This window comes from Micromonospora sp. NPDC004704 (assembly GCF_053601675.1).
In genome coordinates this window covers 1-18347 of the sequence record NZ_JBSGCD010000032.1, presented here as the reverse complement: position 1 = coordinate 18347, position 18347 = coordinate 1, and the positions used below count along the sequence as shown (strand labels likewise).

The window sequence follows — 18347 nt, the reverse complement described above, 5'->3', positions numbered from 1 at the left end:
CGGACGCTCTACCGGCCGCGATGCACGGTCCCCGGGGCGAGGGGCACCGTCTCCGGGCCGAGGTGCACGGTCCACCGGGCGGGGCGCACGCCCTGCGGTCCAGGGCGCACGGTCCGCCGGGCGAGGTGGAGGATCTGCGGCCCAGGGCGCACGGTCCGCCGGGCGAGGTGGACGATCTGCGGCCCAGGGTGGACGATCCGCGGGCCGAGGCGCATGATCCGCCGGCCGAGTCGTGTTCGCCGCCGGCCAGCCGGGTCGGTCGGCCGGATCACCCGAGGGCGGGGCCGATGCCGGGGGGTCGAGCGGTGGCGAGGGCTCCCGGTCGTTCCCGGTGTGACGGTGTCCGCCACCGGGGTCGCGAGGTGCCGGCGGTCGGGTCCGACGGGTGGCCGGTACGACCCTGCCCGGGTCGCGGTCGGACGGCGGGGGCCGCCCGCCGGAGCCCGATCCACGACCGTCCGTCATGTCGCTCAGGGTAGTGGGAAGCACCCATTTGGCGCCTCTCCCCATGAATCACGCCAGGTGAAAGACGAGACATTAGGGCAGGAACCTCCACTCGTACGGAGGGACGACCACGCCTGCGACGTGAAAACAGCGGTAGGCGAGAATGCGATGCGTGACCGGCGACCACTACTTCACCGCCCAACCCGGTACCGCCTCCGACCGTCGGGAGATCGAGTTCTCGGCCGCTGGGCGGGACTACTCGTTGGTCTCGTCCGGCGGCGTCTTCTCCGCCGCGCGGCTGGACCCCGGCACGGCCGTACTCCTGCGCAAGGCCGACCTGCCGGAGCCCGGCGCCACCGGTCCGCTGCTCGACCTGGGCTGCGGGTACGGGCCGATCGCGTGCGTGCTGGCGACCGAGGCACCCGCGGCCACCGTCTGGGCGGTCGACGTCAACGCGCGGGCCCGCGAACTGACCGGCGAGAACGCCGTACGGATCGGCGCCGCCGACCGGATCCGGGTCGCCGCCCCCGACGAGGTGCCCGACGACGTCACGTTCGCGGAGGTGTGGTCGAACCCGCCGATCCGGATCGGCAAGGCCGAACTGCACCACCTGCTCGCCCGGTGGCTGCCCCGGCTCGCCCCCGACGGTGTCGGCTGGCTGGTGGTGGGCCGGCACCTCGGCGGCGACTCGCTGCACCGCTGGCTGACCGAACAGGGCTGGCAGGTCGACCGCCCGGCCAGCCAGAAGGGCTACCGGGTGCTCCGGATCACGCGGTGAAATCCGGTACCGCCCGAGCCGAACGACAAGGCAGGATGCCCGCGTGGGTTACATAGACGTGGCCGGAGTCGGCTACACCCTGCCGGACGGCCGGGAACTCTTCGCCGACGTGTCCTTCCGGGTCGGGGAGGGTGCCAAGGTGGCCCTGGTCGGCCCGAACGGCGCCGGCAAGACCACCCTGTTGCGGATGGTCGCCGGTGACCTGCCCACCCCGACCGGCGGCATCGCCCGGTCCGGCGGCCTGGGCGTGATGCGCCAGTTCATCGGCATGATCGGCGACGAGTCGACGCTGCACGACCTCGCCCTGTCCATCTCGGCGCCCCCGCTGCGCGCGGCCGGTGACCGGCTCGCCGCCGCCGAGGTGGCGCTGCACGCCGCCGAGGTCCGCGGCAAGTTCAGCACCGCCGCGGGCAAGGCCCAACTCGCGTACGCGGACGCGCTGGGCGCCTGGGGCGAGGCCGGCGGGTACGACGCCGAGGTCCTCTTCGATACCGTCTCCACGATCGTGCTCGGCCTGTCCTGGGAGGCGAGCCGGACCCGTCCCGTACGGACCCTCTCCGGTGGGCAGCAGAAGCGGTTCGCGTTGGAGATCCTGCTCCGGGGCGGCGACGAGGTGCTGCTCCTCGACGAGCCGGACAACTTCCTCGACGTACCGGGCAAGCGGTGGTTGGAGGGGCGGCTGCGGGAGTCGACCAAGTCGGTGCTCTACGTGTCGCACGACCGGGAACTGCTGGCACAGACCTCGGACCGGGTGGTCGCCGTCGAGGGCGGCAGCGCCTGGGTGCATCCGGGCGGCTTCGGTAGCTGGCACGAGGCCCGGGTGAACCGGCACGCCCGCCTCGACGAGCTGCGCCGCCGCTGGGACGAGGAGCACCAGAAGCTGCGCGAGCTGATGCTGATGTACAAGCAGAAGGCGGCGTACAACGACGGGTTGGCCTCGCGTTACCAGGCCGCGCAGACCCGCCTGCGCAAGTTCGAGGAGGCCGGTCCGCCGCCCGTACCGCCGAAGGACCAGGACATCCGGATGCGGCTGTCCGGTGGCCGTACCGCCAAGCGCGCCGTGATGTGCGAGCAACTGGAGCTGGACGGCCTGACGTACCCGTTCGACCTGGAACTCTGGTACGGCGACCGGGTCGCCGTCCTCGGCGCCAACGGCACCGGGAAGTCGCACTTCCTGCGGCTGCTCGCGCGGGGCGGCACCGACCCGGAGCCGGCCAACGGTCCGGTCGACGGGGGGCACCTGCTGACGCCGGTCAACCACGCCGGGGTGGCCCGGCTCGGTGCCCGGGTCCGGCCGGGTCACTTCTCGCAGACCCACGACCGCCCGGAACTGATGGGCAAGACCCTGGTCGAGATCCTCTGGCGGGGTGACGACCACCGGACCGGGATGGACCGGCACGCGGCCATGGCGTCGCTGAGCCGGTACGAGCTGGCCGCCCAGGGTGACCAGCGGTTCGGCACCCTCTCCGGCGGACAGCAGGCCCGGTTCCTGGTCCTGCTGCTCGAACTCTCCGGTGCCACCCTGCTGCTGCTCGACGAACCGACCGACAACCTCGACCTGGCTTCGGCCGAGGCGCTCGAAGAGGGGCTGAAGGCGTTCGACGGCACGGTGATCGCGGTGACCCACGACCGCTGGTTCACCCGGTCGTTCGAGCGGTTCGTGCTCTTCGGCGCCGACAACGAGGTCACCGAGACCCCCGAACCCGTCTGGGACGTCGGCTGACGTGTGCGGAAGGCCCTTCCCGGCCGGGAAGGGCTTTCTCACACGTGGTTGGTGCCGTCCCGGAAGGGCGCGGGCATAGGGTTGATCACGTGACTGAGATGACCTTCCGCCGGCTGGGCGACTCCGGGCTCGTGGTGTCCGTCGTCGGTGTCGGCTGCAACAACTTCGGCCGGAAACTGGACGCGCAGGGCACCCGTGCCGTGGTGGACGCGGCCCTGGACGCCGGGATCAACTTCTTCGACACCGCCGACATCTACGGCGAGCCGAAGGGCGCATCCGAGGAGCAGCTCGGTGCCGCACTGAAGGGCCGGCGCGACGACGTCGTACTGGCCACCAAGTTCGGCATGGACATGCTCGGGGCCAACGGCCCGGACCACGGGGCCCGGGGCTCCCGCCGCTACATCAACCGTGCCGTCGAGGCGTCGCTGCGCCGGCTCGGCACCGACCACATCGACCTCTACCAGATGCACGAGGTCGATCCCGGCACCCCGATCGAGGAGACACTGAGCGCGCTGGACGACCTGGTCCGGTCGGGCAAGGTGCGCTACCTGGGCAACTCCAACTTCGGTGGCTGGCAGATCGCGGACGCGGCGTGGGTGGCGCGTACCCGCGGCTACGCGCCGTTCATCAGCGCGCAGAACCAGTACAGCCTGGTGGAGCGGCACGTCGAGACCGAGATCGCGCCGGCCGCCAACCGTTTCGGCCTCGGCCTCCTGCCGTTCTTCCCGCTCGCCAACGGCCTGCTCACCGGCAAGTACAAGCGGGGCGAGGCGCCGCCGGCCGGCAGCCGGCTCTCCGGCGGCGGACGGTACGCCGACCGCCTGGCCGCCGCACCCTGGGACAGGATCGAGGCGATCGAGAAGTACGCCGCCGAACGCGACCTGACCCCGTTGCAGGTGGCGATCGGCGGGCTGGCCGCCCAGCCCGCGGTCACCTCGGTGATCGCCGGAGCCACCACCCCCGACCAGGTACGGGCGAACGCCGCAGCCGGTCTGTGGCAGCCCTCCGCCGACGACCTGGCGGCGCTGCGCGCCATCCTCTGACCTGATAACGCGTTGCCCAGTACGGGGTCCGGAGCCAGCCGCTCCGGACCCCGTACGGCGTCTGTGGGGGTCAGCCGAGCCGGTTGTGGCGGGCCGCCCCGACAAACGATGTCCAGGCGGTGGCGGGGAACGCCAGCACCGGCCCGTCGAGGTCCTTCGAGTCGCGTACGCCGATGACCGTGGTGCCCGCCCCGCCGAGGCCGGTGGTCGCGCCGTCCACCGCGCCGAGGTCGGCCACCTCGACACAGTTCGCGTTCGAGCCGCTGCGGCTCGACCTGCGCCAGACGGCCCCGGAAAGCTGCGTACCGGTCATCGCGGTCTCACTTCCGCTCGTACTCGCCAGCGACCCGAGTGATGAAGTTTACCGATGCGATCGGGCTCAACGCGGCTTCCGCGAGCCGGACCGCCTCCCGCCGGAAGAACTCGACCTGGTGCCGCTCCTCCAGGAACAGCCCGGTGAGCTTGTGGTCGAGGTAGACGACGGACCGGTTGCGCGGGAAGTCGAGCAGCGCGAAGGCACCGTCGAGACCGGTGTGCGCGCCGGCGGCGAGCGGCACCACCCGGAGGGTGATGTTCGGCCGTTCGCTGGCCGACACCAGGTGCCGCAGTTGCCGGGCCATCACCTGCGGGCCGCCGACCGGCCGCCGCAGGGCGGCCTCGTCGATCAGGGCGTGCAGCGCCGGTGGGGTGTCGCGGGTGAGGATCGCCTGCCGGGCCAGCCGGGCGGCTATCCGGGGCTGGGTGTCCACCTTCCGGACACCGCAGGACTCCATCACCGCCCGGGTGTAGTCCGGAGTCTGCAACAGGCCCGGTACGAGCAGCGGCTCGCATCCGATGATGGTGGTCGCCTCGGCTTCGAGGTGGATCAGCGTGCGCGACTCGGCGGAGAGACCGACCGCCGCCTCCCACCAGCCCGGCTCGGCGGCCCGTTCGACCTGGCGGAGCAGGGCGGCCCGTTCGTCACCGGTGACCCGGTAGACGACCAGCAGGGCGGCGGCCTCCTCGGTGCGTACCTGCTGGCGGCCGTGTTCGAGGCGGGACAGGCGGGACTGCGGCCAGTCGAGTTCGGCAGCGACCTCGCGCAGGCTCAGCTTCCGGCGTACCCGTAGTTCGCGGAGCTGGGCCCCGACGTTGCGGCCGGCGACGGCGGGCTGGATGCGGCGGGACACGGCGCTCAACTGTTGCGGTTGCGGGCGAGCAGTACGGCCGAGCCGGCGGCGGCGAGCAGCAGCGCCCCGCCGATCAGCCACCACACGCCGGTGCTCAGACCGGACTCCTTCGGCAGTGCGACCGGGTTGCTGGGCACCGGCCTGGGTGCTGTCTGTTCGGCCTTGGCCTCGACCGTGGCGACCGCCTCGGCGGGATTCGGCGCGGGCGCGGTCACCGTGACCTGCCAGCGGCCGGGGGAGAGGATCGGTCCGGTGGTGTAGAAACCCTGGCCCTCACCGGACGGTTCGAGCTGGATCGGCCCGACGGTGTCGCCGTCTCCGTCGGTGGCGGTGAGCACCAGCCGGACAACCGTTTCGAGCTGGTGGCCGTCGGCGTAGCTGGCCCGGATGGTCACCCCGGTGGCGCCGTCGCCGGCCACCTGGAGGTTGAGCTTGCCGTCCCGGGCCGCCGCCGGCGTCGCCGGGAGCAGGAGCACCGGTACGAGGGCCAGCGCGGCGAGCAGTACTCGCAGGGGTCGCATCAGAGGTTCCTTTCGGCGCGCCGGACACCCGTACGGTGCCGCCGGGATGGGTTCCAGTGTGTCGGCTGGGAGCGGTCCGGCGGCAGGGCTGTGCGGTCGCAATTGCTGGAGGGACTGGGTGGTGCCCGGGTGCGGTGGTGCCGGGGGTACGCCGGGGCGGCCGGCCTGGTTGGCCGGCCGCCCCGGGTTTGGTGCGGTTACTGCGTTTCGGTGCGGGTGGTTAGAGCTTGCCGCCCTGCTTGATCCGGGTCGGGTCCTCGGCGAGGCGTCCCGTTCCTTGGACGGACTTGTCGGCGTTGGCCTTCACGCCCGCCTTGGTGGCCTCGCCACCGAGCCGGACGATCATGGCGTCCGCGTCCCTGGTCAGAACGTCGCGGACATCCGCGTCGGTGACCAGGGCGGTGTCGGCGACAAGCGCCTTGTACGCGGTCAACTGCTGCACCGCACGCTTGTCGTTGCCGGCGGCCTCCGAGTCGCGGACCGCAGTCAGCTTGTTGGTGAGCTGCTTGTGGGCCTTGGTGGAGAGCCGGTTGGTGGCCTTGAACCGGTCCTGCAGGTTCTGCATGTCCCGGAACGAGGTGGTGACGAAGAACCGTACCGACGAGGTCGTGGTGTTGCCGGCCTTGTCGGTCGCGGTCACGGTCAGCTCGTGCAGCCCCAGCGACAGGTCGTAGAGCGCCTGCAGCGTGTTGTTGGCGTACGGCTGGCCGTCGAGGGTGCCGATGGTGGCTTCCAGACCGGAGGTCGGGTCGACCGCCTGCCAGGAGACCCGGACGTCGGCGCTGTCGCCGTAGAGCTGGCCGTCGGCGAGACCGGAGACCAGCACGGTGGGCTTGGTGCCGTCGATCTTGAGGAGGGCCGACTTCAGCGTCTCCTCGTTACCGGCCGCGTCGGTGGCCCGGTACAGCAACTCGTGCTGCCCGTCGCCGCTGACGTTGACCGTCGTGGTGTACGGCGTCCAGGCGCCGCCGTCCAGGGAGTACTCCAGCTTGCTGACCCCGGCACCCGCGTCGGTGGCGGCGAGCGTCACCGGGATGGTCCCGGCGTGCCAACCGCTGTCGCTCGGCGGCGCGAAGGTCGCCGAGGTGACCGGCGCGGTCGCGTCGATCTTCACGTCGACCGTCTTCGTCTCCTCGACGTTGCCGGCCTCGTCCGTGGAGCGGAACCGGACCTGGTGGGCGCCGTCACCGGAGACCAGGATCGGCTCGGTGTAGGCGGTCCAGGTGGTGCCCGCGTCGAGCTGGTACTCGGTGCTCGCCACTCCGCTGCCACCGGTGTTGTCGGTGGCGGTCAGGGTGACCGTGGTGGCGGCGTTGTACCAGCCGCCGGTCGGCGTACCGGCCACTGCCGCGGTGGTCACCGGTGCGGTCGGGTCCTCGACCGCGGTGCTCACCCGGAAGTAGTCGAACGTCGCCGGCTTCGACGCCTGCTGTGCCGCACCGAGGGTGAACAGGCCGAACTTGGGCGTGGCGCCCACGGCCGCGTTGGTCAGGCTCCCCAACGACGTCCATTCGGTCCCGTCGGCCGAGTACGACGCGGTGTACGTGTCGCCGGCCTTGGCCAACCGCAGGTGCCAGATGCCCTGCGTCAGGTTCGACGCGTTCGGCTGCGGGTCCTGCACCACGGCGCCGATCTCGCTGCGGAACTCGATCCGCCGGGTCACGGCCTGACCGGCCGCGTTGTCCGCGATGTAGTCCAGCTTCAGGTAGTTGTCGTCGTCGCCGTAGACGAGAAGACCGCCCTGCTGGTACTGCTCGTTGAACTGGCTGCCGTCGACCTTGGTCTCGATCGTCCAGTCACCGGCCGGCGCGTTCTGCAGGATGAAGTTCGACGGCGGGGTGCCGCCGCCCTGGTAGATGTCGCCGTTCGGTACGTCGATCTGGAGGCCGCCACCGGTCACCCGGTAACCGGTCGGGTCCTCCCGGACGATCGCGTTCCACTTGCACTTGTCCAGGCTGGTTCCGGTGAACTCGTCGGACGGCTCGACCGGGCCGGCCGGCTCGTCCGGGCTGAGCTGGAACCAGTCGAACTTGGCGTCGTTCACCGAGGCCGTGGTGTTCCCGTTCAGCGCGAACAGACCCACCTTCGGGTTCTCGATCCCGGCCAGGGCGGCGGACCGACCCACCGGGGTGAACGTCTGGCCGTCGGCCGAGAAGGCCCCGGTCAGGTTGGTGCCGTCACTGCTCAGCCGGACGTAGAACGTGTCGCCCATCCCGGCCGGTACGGCGATCCCGTCGGCGGCCTCGTTGCGCGGCGTGCCGGCGGTCTCCCGGATGAACTCGAACTTGCGGTTGTCCGAGTAGAGCAGGTCGAGCTTGGCGTAGTTTGCGTCGTCGCCGTAGACGATCAGCCCGGCCTGGTGGTAGTTGGCGGTCGCGCTGAGCGTCACCTTGGTGGTCGCCTGCCAGGCACCGCTCGGGGCGGGCTGGAGCACCACGTTGGTGGCGTTGTTGGTGCCGCCGTACAGGTCACCGACCGCGGTCGGCAGAACCAGGCTGCCGTCGGCGACCGAGTAGAGCTGGTTCTCCCGGATCACGGTCGACCAGCGCGACTTGTCCAGCGAGGTGCCGGTGAAGTCGTCCGAGCGCGCCCCGAAGCAGGACGTGTTCGGCGCGGTCACCTGCACCGGAACGTTGACGAACGTGGAGGCACCACGCGCGTCGGTCACCGTCAGGGTGGCGGTGAAGTTGCCCGCAACGGTGTAGGTGTGGCTGGCGTTGGCGGTGTTCGCCGTGCCGCCGTCACCGAAGTCCCAGGCGTACGTGAACGGGGCGTCGTTCTCCGGGTCGGTGGCCGTACCGCTGAACGCGACCGTCACCGGCGCGATGCCGGCGGTGGGGTTCGCGGAGGCGGTGACCACCGGCGGGGCGTTGTCGGTCACACCGCGACCGAGGAAGTCGACCCAGTTCACGTTGAGGATCGCGCCGGTACCGTTGGCACCGACCGGGTTGCGGGTCACAAAGTACAGCGGTCCGCTGACCGTGCTCGCCGTGGTGATCTCGGCGGTCACGTCGACGAACGTCTGCCAGCCCCCGGTGCTCGGCACGGTGGCCGTGGCGACCAGCGGGCCGTCCGGCGCACCGGTACGGACCTCGACCCGCGCGCCCCCGCCGGCCGAAGCCGCCCGGAACCGCAGCGAGTCGATCCCGGTCAGGTTCGCCGGGTCGAAGGTCCACCAGTCGTCGGCCTCGATCCAGCCGATGTTCTCGAACCCGCCGGCGGTGTCCTCGGTGGCCTGCCGCGCCACGCCCGGGTCACCGGTGCTGACGCTGCCGGCCAGCCGGCCGGTGGACGAGAAGTACTCGGCCTGCTTGCGCTTCGGCTGGAGCTGCTCGATCGCCCGCCCGGTCAGGGCGTTCGACCCACCGGCGCCGCCACCGTCGGTGTAGACGGCCTCGAAGACACCGAACACGTTCGCCTCGGCGCCGTGCCCGGAGGCGAGCAGCGTCTGGACCGAACCCTCACAGCCGGTGTACGACTGCAGCGGGTGCGCGTGCTGGTCGTGGCCCAGGTAGTACTGGAGCACGACCCGGTCGCAGTCGATCGTCCCGTCCTCCGGGTCGGTCACGTTGACCTTGTACTTGACCAGGTCGCCCCACTCGAAGAAGCCGCCGTCCGGCGGGAACTCGATGGAGACGGTCGGCGCGGTGTTGCCCACCGTGACCGGTACGTTCGCAACCGCGGTACGCCCCTGGGGGTTGGTGACCGTGAGCTGCGCGTTGTAGTTGCCCGCCGCGGCGTACGTGTGCGCCGGGTTCGGGTCGGTGGAGGTGGCGTTGTCGCCGAAGTTCCAGGCGTACGTCAGCGTGCCACCGTCCGGGTCACGCGACCCGGCGCTGGAGAACTGCACCGCCAGCGGAGCCGGACCCGAGGTGGGCTCGGCGGTCGCGACCGCGATCGGCGCCCGCTCACCGGCGGTGTAGTCGATCCGGTAGATGCCCGAGTTGTCGTTGTTGCCGCCGAAGCCGGTACCCCACTCGATCAGGTACAGCGCCCCGTCCGGACCGAACTCGAAGTCCATCGGCCGCAGCATCGTCATGCCGGTCAGCAGCTGGTTGATGTCGACCAGCGACTTGCCGTCGGCACTGACCTGCATGGTGTACATCTTGTTCTGGTTCCACTCGCCGAGCAGCGCCTTGCCGTCGTAGTAGGCCGGCCACTTGCGCTCCGAGTTGAGGTTCTCGTCGTACCGGTAGACCGGGCCGCCCATCGGGGCGCCGCCGCCGCCGATCTCCGGGAACAGCGGGTTGCCGCTGTAGTCGAAGTCGACCGTGGCCGAGATGGCCGGCGGCAGGTTGGTCAGGCCGGTGTTGTTCGGCGAGTTGTTGACCGGCGCGGCACAGTCGAACTTCGCACCACTCGGTCCCGACGGGAACGGGTAGTCGTTGTACGCGTAGTTCGCGCCGTGGCAGTACGGCCAGCCGTAGTTGCCCGGTCCGACGATGTTCCACTCGACCGTGCCCTCGGGGCCACGGTTCGGGTTCGCCGCACCGGCGTCCGGGCCGTAGTCGCCGACGTACAGGGTGTCGGTCTGCGGGTCGATGCCGATCCGGAACGGGTTCCGGAAGCCCATCGCGTAGATCTCGGGCTTGGTCAGCGCCGTGCCCGGTGCGAACAGGTTGCCGGCCGGCACGGTGTAGGTGCCGTCGTCCTCCGGGTGGATCCGGAGCACCTTGCCGCGCAGGTCGTTGGTGTTACCCGACGAACGCTGCGCGTCGTAGTCCTGCCGACCCGGCCGCTCGTCGATCGGGGTGAAGGAGTCCGACTCGAACGGGTTGGTGTTGTCACCGAGCGCCAGGTACAGGTTTCCCTGGCTGTCGAAGGCGATGCTTCCGCCCGCGTGGCAGCAGGTGTTGCGCTGCGTCGGGACCTGGAGCACGACCTTCTCGGTGGCGGCGTTGATGGTGTCGCCCTCGACCGTGAACCGGGAGAGGTAGTTACGGGCCGCGCCACCGGCGGGTGCGTAGTACACGTACACCCAGTTGTTGGTGGCGAAGTCCGGGTCGAGGTGGATGCCGAGCAGACCGTCCTCGTTACCGGTGAAGACCGGCAGCGTGACCGCGGTCACCGTGGTGCCGGTGTCCGGCTTGATGATCTGGATCCGGCCGTCGCGCTCGACGTAGAAGACCCGACCGTCCGGAGCGATGTCCAGCTCCATCGGGTTGTTGGTGTTGCTGTCCAGCGACACCTTCTCGAAGCTGCTGGTCTTCGTCGCACTGCAGTCGGCCTCGACCACCCCTGCGGCGGTCTCGATGCCGCCGAGCAGGTGGGTGAGGAACTCCGGCTCCGCGAACGACTCGTTGGTGTGACCGCCACCGGTGTACCAGGAGCGGCCACCCTCGTAGTCCTGACACCACGCGGTCGGGTGGTCGGCGCCCATCGCACCGCTGCCCGGGGTGTAGCTCCGCTCGTCCAGGCTGGCCAGCACGTGTACGTTCGCGCGCGGGTTGGTCCGGAAGTTGTACCACTCGTCGAAGCGGGACCACTGGGCCGGCAGACCGGCGGTGGACGGGTGCGCCGGGTCCTCGACCTTGACCGTGGCCTGCTGGTTGGCCGGGTGCGCGTTGAAGTACGCACCGACCAGGCCGCCGTACCACGGCCAGTTGTACTCGGTGTCGGAGGCGGCGTGGACACCGACGTATCCACCACCGGCCTCGATGTAGCGCTCGAACGCCGCCTGCTGGGTGTCGTCGAGCACGTCACCGGTGGTGGAGAGCCAGATCACGGCCTTGTACTGGGCGAGATTGGCGTCGGTGAACGCGGCACCGTCCTCGGTCGCGGTGACGGAGAACCCGTTCGCCGTGCCGAGCTGCTGGATGGCCGCGATGCCGGAGGGGATGGAGCCGTGCCGGAATCCGGCGGTCTTCGAGAAGACCAGGACGGAGTACGGGTCCGCCGCGGCGGCGGCCGGGGCCGCCTGTGCGGCGCTCGGGGCTGCTACGAGTGCGGCCGCCGTCGAGGTGACGGCGACCGCGAGACTCAGCAGCGCATGGCTGAGGGTGCCGCGCAGCGCGTGGCGCGGGCGAGGTCTTGACACGAAGGATCTCCTTCGTCCGCTGGGGACACGGGGGATCCCCGGCCGGCTCGCCGAAGACCGGTTCGGGGGTGGTGGGTTTCGGCTGCGTGGCCCGCCGTGGCTGTGCAGTCGAAATTTGTCTTGTCGCTGAACAAATTAATGCCGGTCAGCGTGAGGCGGGCAATACAGCAACAAGCCAAATCGGGTAACGGTTGGGTAACCGAGGCGGATCTTCCGGATAGGACAGACAAAACCATTGGGTGTTCGGAGTCACCTTCGCCGCTCGCGGCGCCCCGCTGTGACGTGCGACCCCTTGGCGGATCCGGTCCGCCGTCGTAGTGTGGTCGACAAGTAACCCACGGGAGTCCGGTGTACCGGGCTGAGAGGGGGGCTGACACAGCCCCCGACCGTCGAACCTGATCCGGGTAATGCCGGCGCAGGGAGGAGTTTGCCGTGCCCGTACTGGGACGTTTGCATCTCATCACCGACACCCGTACTGGGCGTGATCCTCTCGCCACGGTACGTGCGGCGCTTGCCGTGGCCGGGCCACAACTCGTGGTCCAGGTACGCGTCGAGGACGACACCACCGACCGCGACGCGTACGACCTCGCCCGGCGGATCGTCGACCTCTGCACACCGGTCGGCGCCACCTGCCTGGTCAACGACCGGCTGCACATCGCCCTCGCGGCGAACGCCGCCGGTGGCCACGTCGGTGCGCTCGACCTGCCCGTCGAGGCCGCCCGACGGGTGCTCGGGCCGACCGCGGTGCTCGGCGCCACCGCCCGCGCACCCGACCCGGCCCGGGACGCGGTGGCGGCCGGCGCCACCTACCTCGGCGTCGGACCCTGTTACGCCACCACCACCAAGGACGGGCTGCCGGAACCGATCGGCCCGGCCGGCATCGCGCGGGTCGCCGAGGCGGTGGGCGTACCGGTCATCGCGATCGGCGGGGTGACCGCCGCCCGGGTGCCGGAACTGCTCGCCGCCGGCGCGTACGGGGTGGCCGTGGTCGGCGCCGTCAGTGCCGCCGCCGATCCCGCCCGAGCCACCACGGAACTGCTCGCCGCGCTGACCCGTACCGGGGCGCCGACGTGGTAGGCGGGGACGCCCACCCGACTGAATCCGACCACGTCCCCGCCACCGGGCGGGCGGACGTGGCCGTGGTGGGCGGGGGACCGATCGGGCTCGCCATCGCCTGGCTGGCCTCGGTTCGGGGGATGCGGGTGCGGGTGCACGACCCGGACCCCGGCAGCGGGGCGTCCGGTGTCGCCGCCGGCATGCTCTCCCCGGTCGCCGAGGCATCCTTCGGCGAGGAGGCGCTGACCCGGCTGCTGCTGGACTCGGCCGCCCGCTGGCCCGACTTCGCCGCCGAGGTCGCCAACGCGGCCGGCCTGACCGGGACCGCCGAACTCGGCTACCGCACCGAGGGCACGCTGGTGATCGGGCGTACCGCCGACGACCTGGCCGAGGCGCGCCGGCTCTGGGCGTACCAGCAGGGACTCGGACTCCCGATCACCGCACTGGACGCGACCGGGCTGCACGACCGCGAACCGTTGCTCGCACCCCGGGTACGCGGCGGCGCGCACGCCCCCGACGACCACCAGGTGGATCCCCGCCGACTCGTCACCGCCCTGCGGAACGCGGCGGTACGGGCCGGGGTGGTGTTCGTGCCGGCCGCCGTCCACGACCTCGCCGACCTCGACGCGGACACCGTCGTGGTCGCCGCCGGCTGCGGAGCCGCCGGACTGACCGGGCTGCCGATCCGACCGGTGAAGGGGCAGATCCTCCGCCTCCGCGCACCCGGCGGCGAGCCGCCCGGCTTCCGGCACGTGATCCGGGGCTACAACGACGGCCGCTCGGTCTACCTGGTGCCCCGCCTCGACGGCGAGGTGGTGGTCGGCGCCACCGTCGAGGAACGCGGCGACACCACGGTCACCGCCGGCGGCGTACTGGAACTGCTCCGGGCCGCGATCGACCTGGTCCCGGAACTCGCCGAGTACGAACTCGCCGAGACCACCGCCGGCCACCGCCCCGGTACGCCCGACAACGCCCCCGTGATCGGCCGGCTCGCCGACCGCCCCGACGTGATCGTGGCGACCGGGCACTACCGGCACGGCATCCTGCTGACCCCGGTGACCGCACAACTCGTCGTCGACCTGCTCACCAGCGGGGTGGCCGATCCGGCGCTCGAGCCTTTCACCCCGGACCGGTTCACCCGGACCGGGCAGACCTCGGTGAGGGAGGAGATTCGGTGACCGGAGAGGGTGGGGTTTCGGTGGAACTGACCGTGAACGGGACGGACCACAGTCTGCCCGGCGGGATGACCGTGGCGGAACTGGTCGCCACCGTCACCGGCCAGACCCGCGGCGTGGCCGTCGCGGTCAACGGCGAGGTGGTCCCCCGGGCCGGCTGGCCGGCGGCGGTCCTGAGCTCCGGCGACCGGGTCGAGGTGCTGACCGCGGCCCAGGGCGGGTGAGCCGGATGTCCGAAGTGGAGACCGAGCCGGCCGCCGAGCCGGTCACCGGCCGGTTCGAGTTGGGCGGGGTGTCGTTCGCCTCGCGGCTGATCCTCGGCACCGGCGGCGCGGCGAACCTGCACGTACTCGAACAGGCGATCCGGGCCAGCGGCACCGAGTTGGTCACCGTCGCGCTGCGTCGGGTCGACACCGCCGCGACGATGCACGGCGGGCTGCTGGACGTACTCGAACGGTGCGGCGTACGGCTGCTGCCGAACACCGCCGGCTGCTACACCGCCGCCGAGGCGGTCAAGGTCGCCCGGCTGGCCCGCGAGGCGTTCGACACCTCGTGGGTGAAGCTGGAGGTGATCGGGGACGACCGGACCCTGCTGCCGGACGGGGTCGAGCTGCTGCACGCCGCCGACCAACTGGTGGCCGACGGGTTCACCGTGCTGCCGTACACCAGCGACGACCCGGTGCTCGCCCGCCGGCTCGCCGAGGCGGGCTGCGCGGCGGTGATGCCGGCCGGCGCACCGATCGGCTCCGGGCTCGGCATCGGCAACCCGCACCACATCCGGCTGATCCGGCAGAGCGTGGACGTGCCGGTCATCCTCGACGCGGGGATCGGCACCGCCTCCGACGCCGCACTTGCCATGGAACTCGGCTGCGACGGGGTGCTGCTGGCCAGCGCGGTGACCCGGGCCGCCGAACCGGCCCGGATGGCAACCGCGATGCGGTACGCCGTGGAGGCGGGCTGGCTCGCCGCCCGGTCCGGCCGGATCCCCCGACGGTTCCACGCGCTGGCGTCCAGTCCCGACGAGGGACGGCCGGACCTGTGACCGCCCGGCGGCCCGAGCTTCCCCCGGAGCCGCGTCACCCGGACCGTGGCCGGTCGGCCTCCGCGCGTCCGCAGACGCCGCGCCCCGTCCTGGACGACGACGGTACGGCGACGCCACCTCCCCGCGCGCTGCGTCCCGTCCTGGACGACGACGGTACGGCGACGCCACCTCCCCGCGCGCTGCGTCCCGGCCTGGACGACCACGGTACGGCGACGCCACGTCCCCGGGCGCAGCGTCCCGGCCCCGACGACGACAGAACAGCGACGCCGGGCACGCCGAGTGGTCTGGTGGTGGTCACCGACCGGCGGCAGACGAATCGGCCACTGCACGAGGTGATCCGGGCGGCGGTGGACGGCGGCGCCCGGTGGGTGCTGCTCCGGGAGAAGGACCTGCCCCGGGACGAACGCCTGGCCCTTGCCGAGCGGCTGCGGGAGGTCCTCGTACCGGCCGGCGGAACGCTGGTGGTGGCCGGCCCCGACCCGCTCGGCGGGACCGCAGTGCACCTGCCCGCCGCCGGACCGTACCCGCCGCCGGAGTTGCCGCTGGTCGGCAGATCCTGCCATGACCTGACCGAACTGGGACGGCTGTCCACGGAGGACTACGTGACCCTTTCCCCGATCTTCCCGAGCCCGTCCAAGCCCGGTTACGGGCCACCGCTGCATCCGGTCGGCCTGGCCAGGCTGGTACGGCGTACCCCGGTTCCGGTGCTCGCCCTCGGCGGCGTCACCGGACCCGACCACGTCGCCGCCTGCCTGGCCGCAGGTGCGGCCGGGGTGGCGGTGATGGGCGCGGTGATGCGCGCCGACGACCCGGCCGAACTGGTCGCCCGGCTGACCGCCCCGACGACAGTCGGGCGGAGGAGCGGGCGATGACACCACCGGTGGCGCTGACCATCGCCGGTTCGGACTCCGGCGCGGGTGCCGGCATCCAGGCCGACCTGAAGGTGTTCGCGGCCCTCGGCGTCTACGGCACCTCCGTGATCACCGCCCTCACCGCGCAGAACACCCACCAGGTACGCGCGGTCCTGCCGACTCCCGCCGACATCGTCACCGCACAACTCGACGCGGTCCTGTCCGACCTGCCGGTGCTCGCGGCCAAGACCGGGATGCTCGGCACCGAGGAGGTGGCGGACGCGGTGGCGGCACAGGCCCGCGCCGGGCTCCTGCCGCACCTGGTGGTCGACCCGGTGCTCGTCTCGACCAGCGGACACCGGCTCGGCGTGGTCGCCGCAGTGACCCGGCTGCTGCCGTACGCGCTGGTCGCGACGCCGAACCGGGAGGAGGCCGCGGCGATCGTCGGACGCCCGGTGACGACCACCGACGAGATGGTCGCCGCCGCCGCGCAGATCGCCGCCGGCGGACCCCGCTACGTGGTGGTCACCGGCGGCGGTGACGACGACGACCGGACCGAGGCGGTCGACGTGTTCTGGACCGGCACCGGGACGCGGCTGCTCGCCGGCCCACGGGTGCCCACCCGGAACACCCACGGCACCGGCTGTTCGTTCTCGGCCGCGATCGCCGCGCGGATCGCGCTCGGCGACGCGGTCCCGGACGCGGTCGTCTTCGCCAAGGAGTACGTCGCCCGCGCGCTCGCCGGTGCGCGCGACTGGAAGTTGGGCACCGGCCATGGACCGCTGGACCACTTCGGTTGGTCCCGCTGACAAGCAGGAGGTTGGTTATGCAGGCTCGTCGCAAGGTGTACGTGGAGGGATCGCGGCCGGACATCCGGGTCCCGTTCGCAGAGGTGGAACTGGCCGGGGACAACCCACCGGTCCGGTTGTACGACACCTCCGGGCCGGGAAGTGACCCGGAGGTCGGCCTGCCGGCGCTGCGCGGCCCGTGGATCGCCGAACGCGGTGACGTGGCGCCGGTACGCGGTGCCGGTACCCCGCTCGTCGGGACCGACGGCCGGCGCCCGACCCAGCTCGCGTACGCGCGGGCCGGGGTCGTGACGCCGGAGATGGAGTTCGTGGCGGTACGGGAAGGGGTGCCGGGCGAGGTCGTCCGGGACGAGATCGCCGCCGGGCGGGCGGTGCTGCCGCTCAACGTCAACCACCCCGAGGTGGAGCCGGCGATCATCGGCAAGCGGTTCCTGGTCAAGGTGAACGCCAACATCGGCACCTCCGCGGTGACCTCGTCGGTCGCCGAGGAGGTGGAAAAGCTCACCTGGGCGACCCGGTGGGGTGCGGACACGGTGATGGACCTCTCCACCGGCAAGCGGATCCACGAGACCCGCGAGGCGATCGTCCGCAACTCCCCGGTGCCGATCGGTACGGTCCCGATCTACCAGGCACTGGAGAAGGTCGGCGGCGACCCGGTCAAACTCTCCTGGGAGGTGTTCCGGGAGACCGTGATCGAGCAGGCCGAACAGGGCGTCGACTACATGACCGTGCACGCCGGGGTGCTGATGCGCTACGTCCCGCTGGCCGTGGAGCGGGTCACCGGAATCGTCTCCCGAGGTGGATCGATCATGGCGGCCTGGTGTCTGGCGCACCACGAGGAGAACTTCCTCTACACCAACTTCCGCGAACTGTGCGAGATCCTGGCCCGCTACGACGTGACCTTCTCCCTCGGTGACGGGCTCCGGCCGGGGTCGATCGCGGACGCCAACGACGAGGCCCAGTTCGCCGAGCTGCGTACGCTCGGTGAGCTGACGAAGATCGCCTGGGAGTACGACGTCCAGGTGATGATCGAAGGACCGGGTCATGTGCCGATGCACAAGATCAAGGAAAACGTCGACCTCCAGCAGGAGCTGTGCCAGGAGGCACCGTTCTACACCCTCGGTCCACTGACGACGGACATCGCGCCCGCGTACGACCACATCACCTCGGCCATCGGCGCCGCGATGATCGGCATGTTCGGCACCGCCATGCTCTGCTACGTCACCCCGAAGGAGCACCTGGGGCTCCCGGACCGGGACGACGTCAAGGCGGGTGTGATCGCGTACAAGATCGCGGCGCACGCGGCTGACCTGGCCAAGGGGCATGTCGGTGCACAGGACTGGGACGACGCGCTGTCCAAGGCCCGGTTCGAGTTCCGCTGGGAGGACCAGTTCAACCTGTCGCTCGACCCGGAGACGGCTCGGGCGTACCACGACGCGACCCTGCCGGCGGAGCCGGCGAAGACGGCTCACTTCTGCTCGATGTGCGGGCCGAAGTTCTGCTCGATGAAAATCACCCAGGAGCTGAAGGAGTACGCGGCTCGCGGGATGCAGGACAAGTCGACTGAGTTCGTGGAGTCGGGTGGAAAGGTTTACCTGCCGCTGGCGTGACTCTTGTGTTCCGGGGTGGTGGGGTTGGGCCCGCCGTGCCCGGCGAGGGCCGTCACGCTTGATCCCCTCGCCGGTCACGGCGGGCCCAA

14 protein-coding genes and 1 riboswitch are annotated in these 18347 nt (G+C 71.4%); of the genes, 10 read left to right on the top strand and 4 right to left on the bottom strand.

Going from position 1 to position 18347, the window contains the following annotated elements; genetic code table 11:
• Positions 1–616 precede the first annotated feature (616 nt).
• The 3 genes from ACWEFB_RS30370 (at position 617) to ACWEFB_RS30360 (ending at position 3988) form a co-directional block, all read left to right on the top strand.
• Positions 617–1222, top strand: a complete 606-nt coding sequence (locus ACWEFB_RS30370) for a class I SAM-dependent methyltransferase (protein WP_452290944.1) — start codon at positions 617–619, stop codon at positions 1220–1222.
• Between the two features lie 43 nt (positions 1223–1265).
• Entirely contained in the window at positions 1266–2945 is a 1680-nt protein-coding gene (locus ACWEFB_RS30365) for an ABC-F family ATP-binding cassette domain-containing protein (RefSeq protein WP_452290942.1), read from the top strand.
• 98 nt (positions 2946–3043) lie between these two features.
• Entirely contained in the window at positions 3044–3988 is a 945-nt protein-coding gene (locus tag ACWEFB_RS30360; RefSeq protein WP_326563039.1) for an aldo/keto reductase, read from the top strand.
• Between the two features lie 70 nt (positions 3989–4058).
• Here the strand turns inward: ACWEFB_RS30360 and ACWEFB_RS30355 are convergent, their stop codons facing one another.
• From ACWEFB_RS30355 to ACWEFB_RS30340, 4 genes are all read right to left on the bottom strand, one after another.
• Positions 4059–4301 (bottom strand): DUF397 domain-containing protein, encoded by a 243-nt coding sequence (locus tag ACWEFB_RS30355; RefSeq protein ID WP_452290940.1) that lies wholly within the window; start codon positions 4299–4301, stop codon positions 4059–4061.
• A 7-nt stretch (positions 4302–4308) separates the two neighbouring features.
• Entirely contained in the window at positions 4309–5157 is an 849-nt protein-coding gene (locus tag ACWEFB_RS30350) for a helix-turn-helix domain-containing protein (RefSeq protein ID WP_452290938.1), read from the bottom strand.
• A gap of 5 nt (positions 5158–5162) precedes the next feature.
• On the bottom strand, positions 5163–5678 hold the full coding sequence (locus tag ACWEFB_RS30345) for a hypothetical protein (protein ID WP_452290936.1): 516 nt from the start codon (positions 5676–5678) through the stop codon (positions 5163–5165).
• Positions 5679–5898: 220 nt separating this feature from the next.
• A complete protein-coding gene (locus tag ACWEFB_RS30340) occupies positions 5899–11715 on the bottom strand; it encodes a ThuA domain-containing protein (RefSeq protein ID WP_452290933.1) in 5817 nt (1938 codons plus the stop codon).
• A 327-nt stretch (positions 11716–12042) separates the two neighbouring features.
• Positions 12043–12154: riboswitch (TPP riboswitch) on the top strand.
• A 2-nt stretch (positions 12155–12156) separates the two neighbouring features.
• Here ACWEFB_RS30340 and thiE point away from each other — a divergent pair.
• The 7 genes from thiE to thiC all read left to right on the top strand — a co-directional run bounded on the left by thiE (position 12157) and on the right by thiC (position 18258).
• On the top strand, positions 12157–12792 hold the full coding sequence (gene thiE / locus ACWEFB_RS30335; protein WP_452291011.1) for a thiamine phosphate synthase: 636 nt from the start codon (positions 12157–12159) through the stop codon (positions 12790–12792).
• Positions 12786–13949 carry a glycine oxidase ThiO gene (thiO, locus tag ACWEFB_RS30330; protein ID WP_452290931.1) on the top strand — a complete coding sequence of 388 codons (1164 nt, stop codon included), beginning with the start codon at positions 12786–12788 and terminating at the stop codon, positions 13947–13949. Before thiE ends, thiO begins: the two co-directional genes overlap by 7 nt.
• A 20-nt stretch (positions 13950–13969) precedes the next feature.
• Complete coding sequence (gene thiS, locus ACWEFB_RS30325; RefSeq protein ID WP_326563038.1) at positions 13970–14170, top strand: sulfur carrier protein ThiS; 201 nt, start codon at positions 13970–13972, stop codon at positions 14168–14170.
• Positions 14171–14175: 5 nt separating this feature from the next.
• Positions 14176–14988, top strand: a complete 813-nt coding sequence (locus ACWEFB_RS30320) for a thiazole synthase (protein WP_326561065.1) — start codon at positions 14176–14178, stop codon at positions 14986–14988.
• Between the two features lie 284 nt (positions 14989–15272).
• On the top strand, positions 15273–15860 hold the full coding sequence (locus ACWEFB_RS30315; protein ID WP_452291009.1) for a thiamine phosphate synthase: 588 nt from the start codon (positions 15273–15275) through the stop codon (positions 15858–15860).
• Positions 15857–16648: a bifunctional hydroxymethylpyrimidine kinase/phosphomethylpyrimidine kinase gene (gene thiD, locus ACWEFB_RS30310; RefSeq protein WP_452290929.1), complete on the top strand. Its 792-nt coding sequence runs from the start codon at positions 15857–15859 to the stop codon at positions 16646–16648. The genes ACWEFB_RS30315 and thiD overlap by 4 nt, the downstream gene beginning before the upstream one ends.
• Positions 16649–16665: 17 nt before the next feature.
• The gene (gene thiC, locus ACWEFB_RS30305) at positions 16666–18258 is read left to right on the top strand and encodes a phosphomethylpyrimidine synthase ThiC (RefSeq protein WP_326561063.1); all 1593 of its coding nucleotides are present in this window, start codon (positions 16666–16668) and stop codon (positions 18256–18258) included.
• The last annotated feature ends 89 nt before the right edge of the window (positions 18259–18347 follow it).

Excerpts from the sequence above, each read along its gene's own strand:
- ACWEFB_RS30360 (WP_326563039.1), top strand. The coding sequence starts at position 3,044 with ATGACCTTCCGCCGGCTGGGCGACTCCGGGCTCGTGGTGTCCGTCGTC.
- ACWEFB_RS30355 (WP_452290940.1), bottom strand. The coding sequence starts at position 4,301 with ATGACCGGTACGCAGCTTTCCGGGGCCGTCTGGCGCAGGTCGAGCCGC.
- ACWEFB_RS30345 (WP_452290936.1), bottom strand. The coding sequence starts at position 5,678 with ATGCGACCCCTGCGAGTACTGCTCGCCGCGCTGGCCCTCGTACCGGTG.
- ACWEFB_RS30320 (WP_326561065.1), top strand. The coding sequence starts at position 14,176 with ATGTCCGAAGTGGAGACCGAGCCGGCCGCCGAGCCGGTCACCGGCCGG.
- thiD (WP_452290929.1), top strand. The coding sequence starts at position 15,857 with ATGACACCACCGGTGGCGCTGACCATCGCCGGTTCGGACTCCGGCGCG.
- thiC (WP_326561063.1), top strand. The coding sequence starts at position 16,666 with ATGCAGGCTCGTCGCAAGGTGTACGTGGAGGGATCGCGGCCGGACATC.